The organism is Niallia sp. FSL R7-0648, from assembly GCF_038007005.1.
Classification (GTDB): domain Bacteria; phylum Bacillota; class Bacilli; order Bacillales; family Cytobacillaceae; genus Niallia; species Niallia circulans.
Window position 1 is genome coordinate 1,889,223 of sequence record NZ_JBBOWE010000001.1, and the last position, 19,102, is coordinate 1,908,324.

The 19,102-nt window shown below is 33.1% G+C and carries 18 protein-coding genes; 13 read left to right on the top strand and 5 right to left on the bottom strand.

The annotated features are described in order from the left end of the window. Nucleotides 1–682: 682 nt before the first annotated feature. From NSQ89_RS09060 to NSQ89_RS09070, 3 genes are all read left to right on the top strand, one after another. The gene (locus NSQ89_RS09060; RefSeq protein ID WP_341132512.1) at nt 683–2,764 is read left to right on the top strand and encodes a TerD family protein; all 2,082 of its coding nucleotides are present in this window, start codon (nt 683–685) and stop codon (nt 2,762–2,764) included. Between the two features lie 617 nt (nt 2,765–3,381). Beyond that, nucleotides 3,382–3,828, top strand: a complete 447-nt coding sequence (locus NSQ89_RS09065) for an acyl-CoA thioesterase (RefSeq protein WP_268876323.1) — start codon at nt 3,382–3,384, stop codon at nt 3,826–3,828. A gap of 24 nt (nt 3,829–3,852) precedes the next feature. Further along, nucleotides 3,853–4,143, top strand: coding sequence for a hypothetical protein (locus NSQ89_RS09070; RefSeq protein WP_047943517.1), 291 nt, complete (start codon nt 3,853–3,855; stop codon nt 4,141–4,143). Between the two features lie 123 nt (nt 4,144–4,266). Here NSQ89_RS09070 and NSQ89_RS09075 read toward each other — a convergent pair whose 3' ends face one another. The 4 genes from NSQ89_RS09075 to plsY all read right to left on the bottom strand — a co-directional run bounded on the left by NSQ89_RS09075 (nt 4,267) and on the right by plsY (nt 7,534). Continuing rightward, nucleotides 4,267–4,557, bottom strand: a complete 291-nt coding sequence (locus NSQ89_RS09075; RefSeq protein WP_047943542.1) for a HesB/YadR/YfhF family protein — start codon at nt 4,555–4,557, stop codon at nt 4,267–4,269. A gap of 153 nt (nt 4,558–4,710) precedes the next feature. Next, nucleotides 4,711–5,859 (bottom strand): CapA family protein, encoded by a 1,149-nt coding sequence (locus NSQ89_RS09080; RefSeq protein ID WP_095257337.1) that lies wholly within the window; start codon nt 5,857–5,859, stop codon nt 4,711–4,713. 138 nt (nt 5,860–5,997) lie between these two features. Beyond that, nucleotides 5,998–6,822, bottom strand: a complete 825-nt coding sequence (locus NSQ89_RS09085; protein ID WP_341132513.1) for a two-component system sensor histidine kinase NtrB — start codon at nt 6,820–6,822, stop codon at nt 5,998–6,000. 109 nt (nt 6,823–6,931) lie between these two features. After that, nucleotides 6,932–7,534 carry a glycerol-3-phosphate 1-O-acyltransferase PlsY gene (plsY, locus tag NSQ89_RS09090; protein ID WP_095257335.1) on the bottom strand — a complete coding sequence of 201 codons (603 nt, stop codon included), beginning with the start codon at nt 7,532–7,534 and terminating at the stop codon, nt 6,932–6,934. 160 nt (nt 7,535–7,694) lie between these two features. Here plsY and NSQ89_RS09095 point away from each other — a divergent pair, with 160 nt between their 5' ends. From NSQ89_RS09095 to NSQ89_RS09105, 3 genes are all read left to right on the top strand, one after another. Next, a complete protein-coding gene (locus tag NSQ89_RS09095; RefSeq protein WP_047943521.1) occupies nt 7,695–9,122 on the top strand; it encodes a phospholipase D-like domain-containing protein in 1,428 nt (475 codons plus the stop codon). A 61-nt stretch (nt 9,123–9,183) separates the two neighbouring features. Then, nucleotides 9,184–10,191, top strand: a complete 1,008-nt coding sequence (locus tag NSQ89_RS09100) for a DUF3231 family protein (protein ID WP_341132514.1) — start codon at nt 9,184–9,186, stop codon at nt 10,189–10,191. Between the two features lie 155 nt (nt 10,192–10,346). Next, complete coding sequence (locus NSQ89_RS09105) at nt 10,347–11,441, top strand: acyl-CoA dehydrogenase family protein (RefSeq protein ID WP_235850033.1); 1,095 nt, start codon at nt 10,347–10,349, stop codon at nt 11,439–11,441. Between the two features lie 235 nt (nt 11,442–11,676). Here NSQ89_RS09105 and NSQ89_RS09110 read toward each other — a convergent pair whose 3' ends face one another. Continuing rightward, nucleotides 11,677–11,838 (bottom strand): hypothetical protein, encoded by a 162-nt coding sequence (locus NSQ89_RS09110; RefSeq protein WP_156485421.1) that lies wholly within the window; start codon nt 11,836–11,838, stop codon nt 11,677–11,679. A gap of 285 nt (nt 11,839–12,123) precedes the next feature. Here NSQ89_RS09110 and NSQ89_RS09115 point away from each other — a divergent pair, with 285 nt between their 5' ends. From NSQ89_RS09115 to NSQ89_RS09145, 7 genes are all read left to right on the top strand, one after another. Next, the gene (locus tag NSQ89_RS09115) at nt 12,124–12,993 is read left to right on the top strand and encodes a carbon-nitrogen hydrolase family protein (RefSeq protein ID WP_047943523.1); all 870 of its coding nucleotides are present in this window, start codon (nt 12,124–12,126) and stop codon (nt 12,991–12,993) included. A gap of 7 nt (nt 12,994–13,000) precedes the next feature. Next, nucleotides 13,001–13,669, top strand: coding sequence for a GNAT family N-acetyltransferase (locus NSQ89_RS09120; RefSeq protein WP_341132515.1), 669 nt, complete (start codon nt 13,001–13,003; stop codon nt 13,667–13,669). A 402-nt stretch (nt 13,670–14,071) separates the two neighbouring features. After that, nucleotides 14,072–14,287, top strand: coding sequence for a hypothetical protein (locus NSQ89_RS09125; protein WP_095321496.1), 216 nt, complete (start codon nt 14,072–14,074; stop codon nt 14,285–14,287). Beyond that, a complete protein-coding gene (locus tag NSQ89_RS09130; protein WP_341132516.1) occupies nt 14,250–15,143 on the top strand; it encodes a DUF2268 domain-containing protein in 894 nt (297 codons plus the stop codon). The genes NSQ89_RS09125 and NSQ89_RS09130 overlap by 38 nt, the downstream gene beginning before the upstream one ends. A 906-nt stretch (nt 15,144–16,049) precedes the next feature. Continuing rightward, complete coding sequence (locus NSQ89_RS09135) at nt 16,050–16,469, top strand: MarR family winged helix-turn-helix transcriptional regulator (RefSeq protein WP_053215745.1); 420 nt, start codon at nt 16,050–16,052, stop codon at nt 16,467–16,469. 27 nt (nt 16,470–16,496) lie between these two features. Continuing rightward, nucleotides 16,497–18,116, top strand: coding sequence for an MDR family MFS transporter (locus NSQ89_RS09140; RefSeq protein ID WP_341132517.1), 1,620 nt, complete (start codon nt 16,497–16,499; stop codon nt 18,114–18,116). Nucleotides 18,117–18,293: 177 nt separating this feature from the next. Beyond that, the gene (locus NSQ89_RS09145) at nt 18,294–19,001 is read left to right on the top strand and encodes an SGNH/GDSL hydrolase family protein (protein ID WP_047943527.1); all 708 of its coding nucleotides are present in this window, start codon (nt 18,294–18,296) and stop codon (nt 18,999–19,001) included. Nucleotides 19,002–19,102: the final 101 nt, after the last annotated feature.

The following is a 19,102-nucleotide window of genomic DNA, read 5'->3' on the forward strand; positions in this document are numbered from 1 at the left end:
AAGCATAAACCTTGGTATATAGGGATTTACAGGCGTTTCTTATGTGGTTTTTACCTTACTGTTTTTTCCTAACTTATCCTGAATTATTCAAATAATTAACAAATTGCTGTGATTAAGGACAATCCATGATAATCACGGTGACAACAAGTAGTAAAAAATATGCGTCGATTTGTTTATCTATTCAATGTTAGTCGCTAGAAGGGACATAGTTGTAGGTGTGGGGAGAGCTTAGAGGGGTGGCATTTCTTTGTTTTCTGAGAGTGAATGGAGAAAAATAAACGTAATATTAAGAAATGGAAATCGTGAGGAAGAATTTGTGGCCTATATGTATAAGAAAAAACTGAGGCTGAAAGAGAAAAAATAAATAACTTATATTAGGTACACTTTCATTATTGGGCAAATGAAATACTTACTCGTAGAACTCCTTAGCCACAGACTTAAAAGAAACAGATTTTAAATCGATCTTGATGCGTTTGAAGGTATATATTTGCTCTTGGTACGTCTTAGTATTAAAAATTTAGACAACAAAAAGTAAAATATATACAAATCTAAAGAGCCTGCAAGAATATTATGGAGAAAGTCAGATAGAAACAGGGTGAAAAGTGAAGATGAAATGTAAAATTAAAATAAGTATGGTGTGTGGATGGAAGTGTTAGAGTTACTTTACAATTGGAGTGATTAAATGGTTATAAATGATATTTACCTAAGAAGAAAAAACAAATTACTATTGAATATAGGTAATGAAAAAACTCCACAGAAAAACTACATTGCGACAATATTATTAAACATTGATAATTTGGGATTTACATTATCGAAAAATATTATTGAAATCCTATATACATATTCCACAAGTCAATTAAACAGTTTCTACATTGCTTTAATTAAAAATTTAAAAGAGTTAGTAGGAGCTAACAAACAATACAATCCAATGTATCCTAACTTTCCTCACCAAGTAATGGATGCAGATAACTCCGAGTTATTCATTAATGCTATTTTTCATTACTGGTCATTTGGATCATTACTTCCTAATTATAAAAAAGAAGAGAGATTACCATTATATGATATAACAACCAAGAAAGTAATAGAGATAGGTACCGAGGAAGAATTTGAAAGTATTTTTATAAATCTATTATCTTCTAAAACTTCTATTTCTGAAACTGATAAAGAGGATTTAAGATGGTTTTTCAATGAATATCCTGACAAAGTTAACAATATCTTACCTAAAGAAATACCTTCAAAAGAAAATGTAGCTTTGTTATCTAAATTGTTACTGCATAATAACATAAATACTTCTGTATTATTTGATTATGTAAAGACAGCTACTGATGTATTAAGAATTGCAGTTGCTATGTCAGAAGGAGATATTAGTTTAGCAACTAATACAAAGTTTAAAAGTTTCAAACGTAAGGAAAGACGTTTATTAATGTCCTTATTAGAAAATTGTTCTAATATTGAAGAGGATATGAAACGATATAAGAATAGATGGATTAGATTAGGTGAAAGATTACATCCTACAGAATTCAAAAGATATGAAAAAGTAAAAGAGGCTTTTACTAAGCTGAGAAATAATCAACCAATTCAAACATTTAATGGTGTGTTAACTGATGCGTTAGAAAATAATAGAATGGATCAAGCATTATCTTTATTAGTGAAAAGACCAGGGGAATTCGCACGTAAATTAGATCATTTAATAAGGTTGCATACTAACCCAAATGTAATACTAAATGAATTTAAAAATGTGGCGGATAGTGTTGAAACTACAGTGCTATTGCAAGTTAGAGAGCACTTTAAAAATAGAAATAATCAAAAAGAGAAAAGAACATTTTTCCCTAAGGGTAATGTTGCTAAATTATTTGTCATAGATAATAACCTTCCTGAGATTGAGGAGAATATATGCAATAGCATAGTACAAATCTGCGAAAATAGTTTAGTAAATGAGTATAAGAAAAGGGACTATCTTGGTAAGGTTTATCTAGATGAATCATTAAAAAATTATCTTGTGCCTTTTTCGCAACGGTCAGCAAGTAAATCACTTAAATCAGTAGTAAGAGGTTCAAAATTAGATATAAGCGATTCAACCAGTACTATTCGCTCCTTTATTTATTGGAAAGAAAATAATTTGGATAGAGCAGATATAGATTTGTCTGCAGTAATGTATGATGATAATTGGAATTATTTAGAGCATGTGTCCTATACAAATCTGAGATCATCAAAGTATAAAGCTTTTCATAGTGGGGATATTACTTCAGCTCCTCATGGAGCAAGTGAATTTATCGATTTAGAAATTGATTCTGTTAGAAAATTTGGAGGAAGATATACAGTACTTTCAATTCAATCCTTTACTGGTCAAACTTTTAGTGAATTACCCGAATGTTTTATGGGATGGATGGATAGGGAAAATCCTAATTCTGGAGAAATTTACGAACCTAAAACAGTCGAGAATAGAATGGACGTAACTTCTGATACTAGAGTTAGTATACCTATGATAATCGATCTTCATGAAAACAAAGTGATATGGACAGATATAGCACTTAGAAACAATCCTGATTATTACAATAATGTGGAAGGTAATAAAATAGGTATGGTATTAATGGGTAAAGCAATGACTACTTTAATTAAACCTAATCTTTATGAATTAATAGAATTGAATATTAAGGCAAGAGGGGAAAAATGTGATAATATAGAAGAGGCAGATATTGTATTTTCAATAAATCAAGGTATTACTCCTTTTGACCAGGATGTAATTGTGTCACAATATTTATAAGTTAAAATTGGGCTATTGCTCGTCTTCCTTCTATATCCATCTTCCTGAATTAGATGAGCAAATTCCCCGATTGTATAATTAAGGCTATGTTATATCTTCCTTCAAACTACAATCTGTGTGAATGAATTAGATATGACAATTTCCTTTATAAAGGTTAGGGTGATAATAGCCCTGACCTTTTATTGGATTGGATTTATTTAAAAGATGTAGTATTATGGATAATATTCGGTGGTACTCCTTTCTTTGTTTTGAAGCAGTAAAAACCAAGGAATCGGACTACTTAAAATGCTTTCTAATGAAAAATTAAATTCTAGTTGATACCATTTACATACATAAAATGAGTAATATTATGACTGTATTAAAAGAATTTGTTGAATAAATAAAAAAGAGAAAGTGTAAGTCGCTATTATAAGTAATTTAGTTGATGAATTTATGAGACTAGGTGAAAGAGTTATTTAATAAAACAGCTTATATATAATTGCTGGACAATAAAAATCTTTTTAAGAACCTATGGTCATATAATACATCAATTGGCATATCTGATGCAGCTGCGAAATTTAACGTTATCACAGAGTGATAAAAATGGTGATTATTTTATAAAAAGTTGAGTAAAGGAAGTGCTAGAAACCGTGGTATATGTGAGTTCTAGGAATATTGAATTATATTATGCTGATACCGATATGATGGGTGTTATTTATCATGCGAATTATCTTAAATTTTTTGAACGAGGAAGAACAGGTTTAATTGAAGATCTTGGGTATAGTTATTTAGAAATGGAGAATAAGGGGTATTTCGCCCCTGTATATGATGTGTATGCTCAATATAAAAAGCCATTACGCTATGGAGATCAGGCAAAGGTGAAAACCTGGGTAGAAACAAATGATGGCATAAAAACTGTATACGGATATCAGATTATTAATCAGGACGATGAAGTTTGTGTAGAGGGTACTACTACGCATATTATAGTCTCAAAAGAAACATTTAGACCTAAATCGTTTAAAAAGATGTTTCCAGAATGGTTTAATAAATATGAAGAAATTAAAAAGCAACCATCTGACAAGTAAGAATAGCAAAAGGGGGTTGCGATTATGGCCTTTGGTTTGAAGAAAAAGGAACTGATAGAATGGAAAAGAAAAATCGATAATGGAGAAATTGCTTTTTTAACTCATTATTGGCTGGATGATCGTTTTCCAGGCTGTAAGACTGTTACGAAAGTTGGCTGTGCGGATCTGGAGAAATTAAAAAACTGGGGAAAGAAATATGGCTTAAAAGAGGAATGGATACATTATCGGCATGACGGCTATTCTCATTTTGACCTATTAGGCGACACACAAAAGAAGATTTTAAAAGAAGAAGGAATTGACCATCCTTTACAATAGAGAAATAGTTTTTTTACACTTGATTAAGATAAGGGTGGAAAAAATATGTTGTTAAAAAAAACAGTGAGACACTTGATGTATCTCACTGTTTTTTTAAATTTTGCCCCTAAACAACAATTGAGCTTATTGAGCATGACGATATTCTGGTTCATTTGCAACTTCATTGAAATCTGCAAATAGATCATGATCATCAAAATACCATAAATCTTTTTCTTCGATATAGTAATGGATACCGTCTTTTTCTGTTTCTACCCCAATGTTAACTGGCTGCTCATTAGAAATTCCTAATGAAAATCCTTGCTGAACAGTACTGCATCCACCATAACGTGCAAAGAAGCGTACATAGTCACCGTCTTTTAACATCATTTCATCTTTATACCACTCAGCTGCTTTGTCACTAATTACAATTTTCATATTAACACCTCTTATGAATTTTGCTTCGACTACTTGAAGCATTTTAATTCTATTCCTAATTATAAGTTCATTATAAAGGAATGGACGAGAATTATCGAATATTTGAATTTAAGATAATTTCAAAAACATTCCTAAAGAGCTGTAAATTTTACTTTACTCTGCTTGTCCCTCTTTTTGCATATGCTCCATGATTTCTTTATAAATAGAAGGACTATATTTATTAATTGCATGCTCTGAATCTTGTAATGGATACATCTTATAATCTTTTTCATCCTTACTAGAAACAAAAGTGGGATAGAAAGAAGGTGCGTCCATTGTAATAGATGTCTGCTTTCCTAATTGCTTTTTCTTGACTGTAACAGTTACCATTCCACCAATATCCCGATACTCTTCGTCCTGACCAGATAAAAAGTTTCCTAATGAATAGACTACTAATCCTTTATGTCCATTTTTACCTTTTACCCACTCGATTGGCTGCAAAACATGTGGATGACTGCCGAATATAATATGCACACCTTCATCTACTAGAAATTGTGCCAATTCTTTTTGCTCATTAGATGGGAACCGTTGGTATTCATTTCCCCAATGAATCATCATCACGACAACATCTGCTTCTTTTTTTGCTTTTTGGATTTCACTGCTCATTCTTTTTTTATCCAATATATTTACAATATATTCTTTTCCTTCGGGAATAGGGATTCCATTTAAGCCATAAGTATAGGCTAGATAAGCAACTTTGATGCCCTTTTTCTTCAAGACAACGACTTTATCTTGATCATCCTGAGACAAGTAAGTTCCAACATGAGGGAGACCAATTTGATTTAAATAATCAAGGGAGAGCTTTTGTGCATCAACTCCACGATCTAGGGCATGATTATTAGCCGTTGTGACAATATCGATGCCTGCTTTTTTTAAACTATCAGCAATTTCATGTGGACTATTGAAAGCAGGATATCCGGATAAACCAATCGATTCTCCGGCAACAATTGTTTCTTGATTTGCTATTAGCAAATCAGGTTTCTTTAATTCGCTTGTTATATTATCTAGCATTTTATCAAAATTAAACCGATTTCCTTCTCGTGCATCATTGTAGACACGATCATGGATTAAAATGTCGCCGATTGCAGCTAATGTAATTTCGCTGGATTCTTCTTTTGCTAAATTTCCTTTGTCGCTTCCTGAATTAGGACGCACTTCTTTATAGGCAGAAGATGAATGGTCTATTGTATATGTAAGTATTATGCCGATTATACCAAAAAGAAGAAGGAGGAAAACGAATAATAGATGTGTTTTTTTCTGCATAGCTAGCCTCTTTACAATTCTAAATTTTATTTATTTCTTTACATTTAATAGCATACCAAAAAAATACTAGTTTGTAAGGAAAATAGGAGATTTTTACATAAAATAGGCATTCAGTAACTTTTTTGTGTCGTACATACTTTAAGAATTATACAACGGAAAAAAGATACTCATAGTTGTACCTTTCTCTCGTGAACTAATGATATTCATCTTTCCATCATACTTCTCAACTAGTTGTTTACACACATATAGACCCATCCCTGTTCCGTTTTTTTTAGTTGTTTGCAGTGGTATAAATAAGTTTTTTAATTGTGCTTCCGGTATTCCGCATCCATTGTCTTTAATCTCAATAACTAATTGATTTCTTTGTTTTCTTGTGGCTATTGTTACTTCTTTTGGAATAGATGAAAGATTTGCTTCTGTTGCTTCGAAAGCATTTTTTACTATATTAACTAACACCTGTGTTAAATGTTGTTTATGGCCCTTGCATAAAAGTACGTCAGTGGAAAATTTTGTTATTAGATTTATGTCTTTTAAATGAGCCTCACTTTTAAAAATAGGTATTAAATTTAGGAGTAATTCGTTTATAGATAATGGAGTGATATCGTCTGCTTGTTGTTTGGAAAGCGTTAAAAAGTCTGTGATTAACTCATTTGCACGTGTTAATTCTCCAAGAGCGATATCGGTGTACTGATGAATAAGTTCGACATTATTTGTTTGTTTGATTAATTGAAGGAAGCCACTTACAGAAGTTAATGGATTACGCACTTCATGTGTAATACTTGTAACCATTTTGGCAATATTTTCACTGTAAGTGGTGGAAAGAGAGAGTGATTGCAAACTATCTGTTAGTGCTTCCATGGTTGCTGATTGTTCTTGCAGCTTTTCCTCCACATGCTTCCATTTATTGATAAAACATTTATAAGTTGCCTCAGATACATGAAAAGATGTAGCGGGTAAGGTCATTTTGTATTCGCTCCTTTAACAATTATAGTAAAAGGTATGACGAAATAAATCATTTTATGTCAAATAAATATTCGACCAAGAAAAAAAGACCATAATCGGTCTTTTTTTCTTATAACCAGTTTACTTTTGGCTCTGTTTTATTAATAATTCGTTTAATATTCGCTCGATGTCTATAGACAACAAAAATTGTAAGAATCGCCAGGATGATAATGAGTAATTTATCTTCCCATAGAATAAAGGAATATATTAATCCCGCCAAACCAGCAATCATTGAGGACAGCGACACATATTTTGATAAATAGAGCGAAATAAAAAAGACCGCAACAATAATCAAGAATAAGATAGGTTCGTGTCCAAGAAGAATTCCTGCTGAAGTAGCAACTGCTTTTCCTCCCTTGAAACCTGCAAAAATGGGATACATATGGCCAATAACGGCAAATACTCCGATTATAAGCGGATTAATATCTATTTCCACATCCCAAATAAGTGCGACCAACAGTGGGAGAACTGTTGCAATTGTTCCTTTCAGTATATCGGAGATTGTAACAGCAAAGCCTGCTTTTTTTCCAAGAACTCGAAATGTATTTGTACCACCTAAGTTGCCACTGCCATGTTCTCGTATATCTATATTGTAAAAGGATTTGCCTATTATTAGTCCAGAAGGAATAGATCCAATTAAATAAGCGAGTATAATTAAAAGTCCAATAATCAATTTCGTATTCTCCTTCACGTATACTATTTGCCTTTATATTGTACCATGTAATTGCGAAAACTCATCATTTTTTCAAAAAAAATTATCTATATATCTTTGCCACTAATGGTAAAAACTAAAGGGAAATAAGTTGGATTTTGTTGAGAAGAGGGGGGAAAAGATGAAACAATTATTCTTTTTTCTATTCATTATTTTTATCATTTTTTATAGTAGTACCATTTATCACCATTTGAAAAAACCACTGCCAAGGGGATTGTCAATGGAAGGCGTTATTCATCAGGTGAAGGATGTTGAACTATTAACAGATTTAACCTACAAAAATAACCAAAAGAAAAGAATGGTTCAGCATGAAATAATTAATTCCATGATAAAGGAAGTAGAGAAAGCAAATGAATTTATCATAATTGATATGTTTTTATTTAATAAAGATACAAATGAAGACCAGCAATATCCAAAGTTAGTAGAAAAGTTTACAGAAGTGTTAATTAAGAAAAAGCAAGAAAAACCAATGATAAATATTATTTTTATAACGGATAAAATTAATACTGTGTACGATTCTTATCCGTCAGAAGAATTTAAGCAATTAAAAGAAAACGGAGTGAAAGTGATAGAAACAGAGCTGAATGACTTGCGAGATTCTAATCCACTTTATTCTGGCTTTTGGCGTATGTTTGGACAGTGGCTAAAAACAAGAGGAGATGGTCATCTACCTAATTTGCTTGCAAAAAGCGCTCCAAAAGTAACAGCTATATCCTATTTAGAATTACTTAACATAAAAGCAAATCATCGGAAAGTCATAATTACCGAAACAACAGCGATTATCTCGAGTGGTAATATTCATAATGCAAGCGGTTATCACTCTAATGCTGCCTTTAAAGTGCATGGGAATATCCTTAACGAATTGCTAAAAAGTGAGGAGAGTGCAGCAAGATTAAGTGAACCGATTGATTTGCCGAGAATAAAAGAACAAGCTGAATCGAAAAGTGCTAATGTGAAAATTCAATTATTAACTGAAGGGAAAATTGGTAAGCATATACTACAGGAAATTAAAAATACCAAAAAAAGCGAAACGATTTGGATAGGCATGCTCTATTTAGCAGATCAAAAAGTAATCAAGGAAATAAAGGCAGCTGCTAAAAGAGATGTAAGGATATATATAATATTAGACCCAAATCAAAATGCATTTGGCAATAAAAAAATTGGCTTACCCAATATCCCAGTTGTTGCTGACCTAAGAAAAGCAAAAGCCGCAAAGAACATTCACATTAAATGGTATAACACAGGAAAAGAGCAATTTCATCCGAAACTCTTATATATAGAAAGATTGAAAGATAGAGAAAGTATCATTATAAGCGGTTCAGCCAATCTTACGCAAAGAAATCTTTATGATTTTAATTTGGAAACAGATATAAAAATCATAGCCAACCATAAAGAAAAAATTATGAGAGAAACAAAGACCTATTTCCAAAAATTATGGGGAAATGAACAGGCTCTTTTTACAAAAGGGGTAGATAAGCAAAAAAACTTCCCCATGTTTCGCTATATTATTTATCGTTTGCAAAGGATACTAGGTTTTACGACTTATTAATTTAATTAATAATTTCTGACCCTTTTCAAATAATAATATTACGGAAATGGAGGGAAAGATAATGAATAAAAAAGAAATTTTAACTTCATCAGAGCTTGCAACATTATGGATGACATATCAAGAAAAAACAATGTTTCTTCGAGTCGTTGAGTATTTCCATGCTGTTAATGAAGAGAAGAAAGAGAAAAACTTCTATGAAAGACATTTAACCAAGTTAGCAAAAGAAATAAAGAAAATAGAAGCGATATTGATAGCGGAAGGTGCAGTTATTCCACATGGATTTTCTGACCAAGATGTAAATAAACAAGCTCCACCTTTATTTCAACCAACCTTTGCCTTGCAAATCGTAAGAATGCTCGCAGAAATAGGCATGGGACTACATGCTTTACATTTAGCAAGATCCTATCGAAAGGATATAATTCGTTTATACCAAGAATTATCAGTTACAACCCAGCATTGTTATGAAGAATGTACAGAACTGCTAATAGAAAAAGGAGCATTAAGCCGCCCACCTCAAGTCGCAATGCCTGAGCAAGTAGAAGTGGTTGTTAGTACGGAGTATTTGAAAGGCACAAAGATATTAGGAGATAAAAGGGTTTTAAATACGGTAGAGGTTTCTTTTCTCTATCAATCGATTGAAAGCAATAGTATTGGTCAACAATTAATAACTGGTTTTGCTCAAGTAACAAAAGATCCTGAGTTAAAAAAATTTTTTGCGGAAGGAAAAGAACTATCCAAAAAAATCATTGCGAAACTTTCCAAGAAATTAACGGATGATGATATACAAGTTCCCTTAGGGTGGGTTGGTAGTCCAACACTTTCCACGACTGCCCCATTTTCCGATAAATTAATGCTATATTGTATAAGTTTATTTTGTAGTTTTGGACTTGGCAGCAATGCTATTGGTACGACCTTCAGCTTACGCAAAGACTTGTCAGCAACCTTTATTCCACTTATTGCAAAGATTTATGATTATGGAGTACAAGGTGCAGAGTTAATGGCAAAAAAAGGATACACAGAAGAGCCGCCAGCAATGGAGAATCGTCAAAATTTAATAAACAGAAAATAATTCATTCCTATTTAAAGGGATTTGCATTTTACTTATCAGTATATAGAAATAGTGCTATGATTACCATATAGATGATCTTGTTAAAGGGAGATGGCGCTATAGTGACTGGATTTTTCAGTTTGGAAAAAGATTTAGCACAAAAAATAAATAAACTTATGGAAATGAGCAGGAGATTTTCAGAAAGAGCAAAGGAAATAGATGAAACTGCATCATTTCCCTTTGATAATGTAAAAGAATTACAGGAATCAGGTTACACAAGTTTAACCATACCAAAGGAGTTTGGCGGACAAGAAATCTCATTATATGAATTGGTAAGATTACAAGAAGTGATTGCCCAAGGCGATGGATCTACTGCTTTATCCATCGGTTGGCATATGGGAATCGTAAGAAATATCCAAGAAGCAAATTGGAATAAAGATACATTAACAGAGGTATATGAGAACCTTTTATCTGGTTCCTTAATTAATGGAGCTGCGACAGAACCGCAAACTGGCAGTCCCACTAGAGGTGGAAAACCACAAACTACCGCAGAAAAAAAGGGCCAGAGTTGGGTTATAAATGGACATAAATCCTTTACAACGATGTCTCCTGTTTTAGATTATTTTCTTGTAACGGCATCCATAAATGATACAGACGATGTAGGGAATTTCTTAATTCCTAAAGAGTGTAGAGGCATTCGTATAGAAAACACATGGGATAGCATTGCTTTAAGAGGAACAGGAAGCAACGATGTTTATTTTGAAAATGTGGAAATTCCAGCTCGTTATTTTGTCGAAAAATTAGATAGTCGAAAAAAAATTAATCCCTGGCTTCTGCATATTCCGGCATGTTATTTAGGAATCGCTGGTGCTGCACAAAAAGAAGCTGTTGCTTTTGCGAAAAACTATTCTCCAAATAGTATTAAAGGAACAATCAGCGATATTCCGAGCGTAAGATCCAAAATAGGGGAAATAGAGTTAAAAATGCAAACGGCTAAACACTTTCTATATTCCGTAAGTAAAAAATGGGATGAAGCAGATAAAGAGCAGCAATCCCATATGCTGCCAGAATTAAGTGCTGTTAAATTAGTGGTCACGAATACTGCCATTGAAGTGGTAGATATAGCAATGCGTATCGTCGGCGCACGCAGCCTTTCTGCAAAAAGTCCGCTTCAGCGCTACTACCGAGATGTACGCGCAGGCTTACATAACCCACCAATGGATGATATGACGATTGAGCAGCTGGCACGAAAGTCGATAAATGAATATTAAATAATATTTCAAAGAAATCTGGGAAAAAACCTATCTATCGCAAAAGTCGAGCGTCCTTCTCTGCATGTCGCTATTTTTTAAGGTTGTTCAGTGTGCGAATAATTACCGCCAATTTCTTTGTGGAAAGAATAAAAATCCCGAACAATTATACAGAATTTTAATTGAAAACGACGGATAATTAACTGGTTATAAATGACGGCTGGAATACTAATGTCCAGCCGCCATAAACAGATGTTTAGCTAACTTTTTCCCTATCAACTTTTATTTTATTTGTCCGATAATGGCGTAGAAAATGATTTTCTATTTTAAATGAACCATTTATGTATCTTTTTAATCCAATCACTGCCAATTCCTCTATCAAAATTAAACCAAGAAAAGCATAAATGAAAATACTCAATAAAAATCCCTCCTTCAGCAGGTTTATAACTTCTATTTCAATTCCTTTTTTTCCGAAAATCAAAACAATGGACTATCATAAAATAATATGAACATCTATATTTTTAAGAACATAAATATAAATAGTAAATTCCAATAAAAAAATAGTGCAAAACGATTGAAAAATATAGAAGAATAACGCATAATCAAATCTTGAATAATCATTTTTATGAACATTAAACACATTTATGTAAAAAGTGTTTTATCTATATAAGATATAAAATAAACATATAAAGGGAGATGGAAGATGAAAATAAGAGTTTCTGCCGTACAATACAAATTAGAAAACATTAAGTCATTTGAAGAATTTGCTAAACAATGTGAGCATTATGTTCGAACAGCGCTTGAATTTGGTGCAGAATTTGTTTTATTTCCTGAATTTTTTACAACACAGCTGTTATCTATGGGAGATGAAAATAACGCCTTAACAATCAATGAGCTCCCTGGATTTACGGAGCAATATCAGGAATTATTCAGATCATTTGCTGTGGAAACGGGAATGCATATTATCGGTGGAACTCATGTTATTCGCAGAGAAGATAAATTATTTAATGTAGCTCATTTGTTTTATCCAGATGGAAGAATAGAAGAACAAGCAAAACTTCATATCACACCTACAGAAGAATATGAATGGAATATGGAAAAAGGGGACTCCTTCCGTATTTTTGATACAGATAAAGGAAAAATTGCCATTCTAACTTGTTATGATATTGAATTTCCAGAAATTGTCCGTATGGCAAAAGCAGCAGGAGCAGATGTGATTTTTTGTCCATCTTGTACAGATGATCGTCATGGTTTTCATCGCGTTCGCTATACTTGTCATGCAAGGGCCATTGAAAATCAAGTATATGTAGTTGTAACAGGAACAGTTGGAAGCTTAACGAATGTGGACTTTATGCGAGCCAACTTTGGGCAGGCAGCAGTCATTACTCCTAATGATATCCCATTCCCCCCACAAGGAATTCTCGTTGAAGGGGAATTAAATAATGATATGATTGTAACAGCAGATTTAGATCTTTCCTTATTATATGAAGTAAGAGAAAAAGGTTCTGTCACAACATGGAGAGATAGAAGAACAGATCTTTATCCAGACTGGAATTCGACTGTGGAAGGATGATTACTGCATGATCTTTAGTGAGTTTTTTCTTTATGATGAGGAAAAACCGATTCGATGTACGGTCCGAAATTATCAAGAAAGAGATTTTAACGAACTAATTGCTATTCAAGCAGAATGTTTTCCTGCCCCGTTTCCAGAAGATCTCTGGTGGAACGATGAACAATTAGCAAGTCATCTTGCTTATTTCCCACAAGGGGCAATCTGTGTGGAAGTGGAGGGAGAACTTGCTGGATCATTAACAAGTCTCCGTACAATTTATGATCCTGAACATTCCCAGCACACTTGGGGGAAAATAACCGATAATGGCTATATTACCACACATGATGAGAATGGAAATGCATTATATGTAGTCGATATTAGTATCCGGCCAAAATATCGTAAGCTCGGTTTAGGTAAAGTGCTAATACAAAGTGCCTATTATTTAGTTATACACTTAGGCATAGATCGATTACTGGGCGGTGGAAGAATGCCAGGTTACAGAAAAGTGGCCGACAAACTATCTCCCGCAAAATATTTAGACTATGTGATGGCAGGCAAATTGCAAGACCCTGTTCTAACGTTTTTACTGCGATGCGGAAGAACGCCAGTAACGATATTGTCTAACTACTTGGACGATGAAGATTCTTTAAATTATGCAGTATTAATGGAATGGAAAAATCCCTTTCAAAACATATAAAAATAGCGAATGTCTTATTTGATCTTTGAGGAGTGAATAGATTACTCCTCTTAAGATCGAGTGAGACATTTTTTATATACGGCTTATGGTGGAGAAATTCCCTGCTAATAAGAAAACACCTACCAATAATCGGATAATAGTCTAGAATTCCATATTAAAAACTCCTCATTCAAAATTTGTCTTAAGTTAATCAATTTCCCCATTCCTATAAAAATCTCATAACAAAATATCCTCTAACTATTGACACTTACGTTGCGTAATTCTTTACAGTAGCAGTTGGAGGAGGTACAAAAAGATGGATAGGAGAGTAAAAGGAGTAGCTGAAAAGCGGGATATAATTTTCCATAAACTTGCAGCCTTTGTGATCTATCTCCCGAATCTAAAAAAGTATAAGTAAAATTAATGAATGGTATGGCATTTTTAATGAAAAACTTGCCAAATACTATCCTGCTCCCTTTATGGATAGGTCCAATCCATATTAAAACGATTTATCAAAACATTAATCAATATGGTAATGGATTAGCAAAATTTACGACTGAAGCGATAAGAGTCTATTCAGATAATAAAAAAGGTGGTAACAATGAAAATAGTAATCGAAAATACAACCGAGCAATATGAAAAGTTGTTCTCTATGGAGGATGAAAAAGAAAACTACTTTCGGTATTCCATGATGAAACCTTTTGAAAAAATGTGGAATACGATTAATGTTCCTTTAAAAGCTAATCAATCTAATGGATATGACGTAATAATGGCTGCAAAAATGCTTGGATATCTTGATGTTACGAAAACCGAAATCGGAAAGATAGCGTTAGAGAATCTAAAGAAGATTCATGCACTTCAAACGGCATATGATACCTTGAATCACTGTACTGATTTTATACAAGAGAAGAACTTAAAAATAAATAATGATGAATTGAAATTTGGAATGCATATTGCTGATCCTAAAAAGCTAGAATTACAAAAAGGTTATTGTGGCTTTGGGGGAATTCCAGGGTTTATTCAAGTGGCAATTTTCCCTAACTCCTATAATATACCTAAAATCCCTGCTGTCATTGCACATGAATTTCATCATAATCTCCGTTTTTCTTATTTTGATTGGGATCATGGTAATGTTACAGTTGGAGATTACCTAATTATAGAAGGTTTAGCAGAGTCATTTGCAAAAGAGTTATACGGAGAAAGCAATTTAGGTCCTTGGGTTACTTCTTTTCATAAAGAAGATTTAGAATACTCAATCGGCATAATAAAAGATGCAGTAAATGTTAAATGCTTTGCTGAGGTTAGCAGTTATATGTTTGGTGACACCATTGCAATAGAACAGGGATATCAACCTGTTGGGCTATCACCGTTTGCGGGATATGCAGTTGGATACCAAGCAGTACAGTCCTTCATGAAAGCTAATAATGTGGGGATAAGAGAAGCAACCTTACTTAGTGCAGAGGAAATACTAAACAATTGTGAACTGTTTTCCTGATATCGTTTTTATCTATGAAGGGTGGGACATAAGTATTTCAATCAAATATTCCACGAACAATTATACGTACACACTAAAAAATATTCGTATAATTGTTCGTGGTTTTATTAATTTTAGAAAGAAGGTTTGTGGTAATCATCCGCAGCGTGAATACACTTCGCTTTCCATGGGGCGTGTGCCAAGCCTCCCAGCCACTTTTCTTGTTTAAGCAATTCATAAATGATTCTATTTGAAAAATAACCAATACGTTAAAGGAAAAGAAATAATGACCAATATGCTCAATCTACTATACTTTAAGATTCTTGATTGGAAGGAGAGTAAACCTGATTATAGATTCTTAGTAGAGACTACTTTTCTATCCTCTCCTCATTGCCAAAAATATCCGTACAGTTGCTAATTACAAAATGCTTTATAAAGTCCCTGAATCATTTTATTTAGACGTTGTTTGAGATTACACTTTTGAAGCCTTTAGAGAAAGAGTGTATTTACTTAGGTTAACGTAAAGTTAAAAAGAAATCAAAAACGTTGTAGCTGCTTTCGGAAAAATATAACGAATCACTTCCAGGAGGGTTAAAAACTGTTTACGAATGGATCTATAAAGAAATCTATGGTGCTGACTTTTCCATCTTGGCTAATGCTATGGAAAAGTGTATATTTTAACCCTCTTTCCACATTATTTTCCGATTACCATATAGATTGTAATTTCTTTTATTTAAAAAGCTTCTTATTTAGAAAGAAGCAGCATAAAGGGGGAAAAAATCTTTTAGCATTAAAACGGGGTAAAAAAACGTAAAACAAAAAATAATATTTGACATGTAATTAATTAAGTTATATATTATTAAATGGTTAATAATTAAGAAGTTAAACATTTATTTGTAAAGTAATTTAAGAAAGGATGGGGGATAGGTGCATAATGGCGAAGAGCTTTTTGAAGTCGCTGCGATGTTTGGCAATTTTATTAAAAATATAACTAGTGACTTTAATAAAAATAGTAGTGATTTAAATATTACTCAATATAAACTGCTTTTTCATTTAGATAAGGTAGGATCCCTTAATGTTTCAGATCTCGCCAAAAGCGTACACATTACTAACGCTGCTGTAACAACTATAACTGATCAGCTATTGGCGGATGACTATATTACAAAAGATCGATCAAAGACAGATCGAAGGGTAGTCAATATTACCATTACCGATAAAGGAAGAACTATCGTTAATAATATGAAAAAAGAGCAGCAGAATAAAATGAAGGAACACTTTCACAAGCTAACAGAGGAAGATATTCAACATTTAAAACGTATCTTTAAATTATTAAACGAGAATTTCTAATATTTTATAAAGAAAAGAGAGAATGCAATGGAACATTTAACACAAAAGAAAAAGCTGTCGATTATGATTGCAATCATGGCAGCGATGTTTTTTGCAGCGATTAACCAAACAATCGTTAGTACTGCAATGCCGAAAATCATTTCGATCCTTGATGGGATGGACTATTATACATGGACCATTAATATTTATATGCTCACATCCACAATTGCCACAGTGCTTGTTGGAAAGCTATCCGATATGTATGGACGTAAGCCGTTCTTATTAATTGGGATATTATTATTTATGGTTGGTGCTTTCTTAACAGGTACTTCCAATGACGTATTTCAATTTATTGCATACCGCGGTATCCAAGGGATAGGTGCTGGTATTATTCAATCTTCCGCTTTTACAGCAGTTGGTGACTTATTCCCGCCTCGTGAACGTGGAAAATGGATGGGATTATTAACGGCTGTATTTGGTTTCTCCAGTGTACTTGGCCCTCTATTAGGAGGATACTTAGTTGATCATTTAGATTGGCACTGGTTATTCTGGATTTTCCTACCAATTGGAATTATTGCATTTGGTATGATTATGGCACTATTCCCTAAAGTAGAAGGAAACGGAAAACAAAGTATTGATTACATTGGATCCTTATTTATGACTGTCGCAATTGTTCCATTATTATTGGCCTTTTCATGGGCAGGAACAGAGTATGCATGGGGATCCGTACAAATTCTCGGATTGATTGCAGCAAGTATTGTTTTTGCTATTGTGTTTGTATTGGTGGAAAAGAAAGCAAAAAATCCAATTTTACCATTACATCTATTCAAAAATAATATTGTTACTGTTTCTAATATAATTGGTTTTATTATGAACTTTGGAATGATGGGTGCCATGATTTATCTATCTTTCTTCGTTCAAGGTGTATTAGGGATATCTCCTACTTATGCTGGTTATGTAACAATGCCAATGTCTATTGTTATGGTTATCTCAAGTACCATTATAGGTCAGTTAATTTCAAAAACAGGGAAATACAAACGTTTTGCCTTAATCGGGGTTCCAACAATGATCGCTGGTATGGCCATTATGATTTTTATGAATAGTGTACCAATGGCGATTTTAAGTATAATTGTATTTGGTTTGGGACTAGGTATTGGTATGCCGGTATTTTCAATTGCTACTCAAAATGCCGTTTCCCATAAAGAATTGGGGGTAGTAACTGCTTCCACTCAATTATTCCGTAATCTAGGTGGTACAATTGGTATTGCGGTCATGGGTACAGTTATGGCAAATAATCTTAAGACAAACTTGCAAGATACGATGCAAAACTCGCCAGTAGTAAAAGATTTAGCAACGTTAGATCCGAAAGTAACAGAGCAAATGGTTGGTTTCGCCAATCCACAAGCATTGATGAATAAACCATTACTCGAACAGACAGAAGCAAATTTACCTGCAGATGTACAACCAATATTTGCGCAAATGATTCAAGGAATCAGAGATGCATTAGGAGATACATTATCAACGGTATTCTTAACTGGAACCATCGTCCTAGTTGTTGCGTTTTTATTAGTTTTCTTCTTAAAAGAAATTCCTTTACGAACATCTAATCAAGCAGCTCCTGAAGAAAAGAAGGAAGAAGATATCGTTTTAAATAGACAAAAATCTTAATACAACTGTGATTTTAGGCTGTCTCCAATAATTATTGGAGACAGCCTTTTATTTGCTTATTTTAGGACAAAAATACAATTCATACCCTATTTTTGGAAAAACCAGAAGTTTTCTCGCACAACCTTTTTTCTGTTATAATAAGTTATAGTATTAGAATGAAAAAAGTAGGGATGTTAAATGAAAATTATCTGTTTTGGAGATAGCTTAACAAGAGGTGTCTCATTTGTAAAAGGTAGGATAAGAATAATTAAAGACAATTATCCCGCTTTACTTGGAAAATTATTTGCCTTAAATAATTCAGAAGATACAATTGTCTTAAATAAGGGTGTATTTAATGATAATTCTGATTTATTACTAAAGCGATTGGAAAAGGATGTGCTTTCTGAGGAGCCGAATTATGTTTTATTAAACGTAGGCGGGAATGATTGCAATTTTCAATGGCAAGAAGTAGCCGAGGATCCTGATAGTAATCATGAGCCGATTGTTCCGATTAATCAATATATCGAAAACATTGCTCAAATGGTCACAAAAATGAAGCAATCTAATATCACGCCAATATTGTTAACTTTGCCACCACTGGATCCAGTCAGATATTATAAATCAATTGCAGATAGATATGGTACAGCAATTAGTCATTGGATTAGCTGCTGTGGCGGGATAGAGCATTGGCATGGTTTATATAATTTTCATTTAAACAAATTAATCGAGCAATTAAATCTTCCAAGTATAGATGTTCGCTCAGCTCTTAAAAAGGCTGGGAATATTGCTGATTTCATTAGTGATGATGGAATTCATTTAAATGCTGAAGGCTACAAGAAAATGAGTTATTTTATTTTTGAGGAGATGAACCGATTAACCGGCAGTCAACAAGAACAATTATCGTAACTTGTCTTTTTTGCAAGAAAATAGTGGAATTAGTTTTCATATACACTGGCTATGGAAAATTTTTGTAATTTGCGATAAGATAATGGGACAAGCAGTCATTA

Bases quoted from the DNA above. Each gene is read 5' to 3' on its own strand.
- NSQ89_RS09060 (WP_341132512.1), top strand. From the start codon at position 683: ATGGTTATAAATGATATTTACCTAAGAAGAAAAAACAAATTACTATTG.
- NSQ89_RS09070 (WP_047943517.1), top strand. From the start codon at position 3,853: ATGGCCTTTGGTTTGAAGAAAAAGGAACTGATAGAATGGAAAAGAAAA.
- NSQ89_RS09075 (WP_047943542.1), bottom strand. From the start codon at position 4,557: ATGAAAATTGTAATTAGTGACAAAGCAGCTGAGTGGTATAAAGATGAA.
- NSQ89_RS09080 (WP_095257337.1), bottom strand. From the start codon at position 5,859: ATGCAGAAAAAAACACATCTATTATTCGTTTTCCTCCTTCTTCTTTTT.
- NSQ89_RS09085 (WP_341132513.1), bottom strand. From the start codon at position 6,822: ATGACCTTACCCGCTACATCTTTTCATGTATCTGAGGCAACTTATAAA.
- NSQ89_RS09095 (WP_047943521.1), top strand. From the start codon at position 7,695: ATGAAACAATTATTCTTTTTTCTATTCATTATTTTTATCATTTTTTAT.
- NSQ89_RS09100 (WP_341132514.1), top strand. From the start codon at position 9,184: ATGAATAAAAAAGAAATTTTAACTTCATCAGAGCTTGCAACATTATGG.
- NSQ89_RS09105 (WP_235850033.1), top strand. From the start codon at position 10,347: ATGGAAATGAGCAGGAGATTTTCAGAAAGAGCAAAGGAAATAGATGAA.
- NSQ89_RS09115 (WP_047943523.1), top strand. From the start codon at position 12,124: ATGAAAATAAGAGTTTCTGCCGTACAATACAAATTAGAAAACATTAAG.
- NSQ89_RS09120 (WP_341132515.1), top strand. From the start codon at position 13,001: ATGATCTTTAGTGAGTTTTTTCTTTATGATGAGGAAAAACCGATTCGA.
- NSQ89_RS09125 (WP_095321496.1), top strand. From the start codon at position 14,072: ATGAATGGTATGGCATTTTTAATGAAAAACTTGCCAAATACTATCCTG.
- NSQ89_RS09130 (WP_341132516.1), top strand. From the start codon at position 14,250: ATGAAAATAGTAATCGAAAATACAACCGAGCAATATGAAAAGTTGTTC.
- NSQ89_RS09140 (WP_341132517.1), top strand. From the start codon at position 16,497: ATGGAACATTTAACACAAAAGAAAAAGCTGTCGATTATGATTGCAATC.
- NSQ89_RS09145 (WP_047943527.1), top strand. From the start codon at position 18,294: ATGAAAATTATCTGTTTTGGAGATAGCTTAACAAGAGGTGTCTCATTT.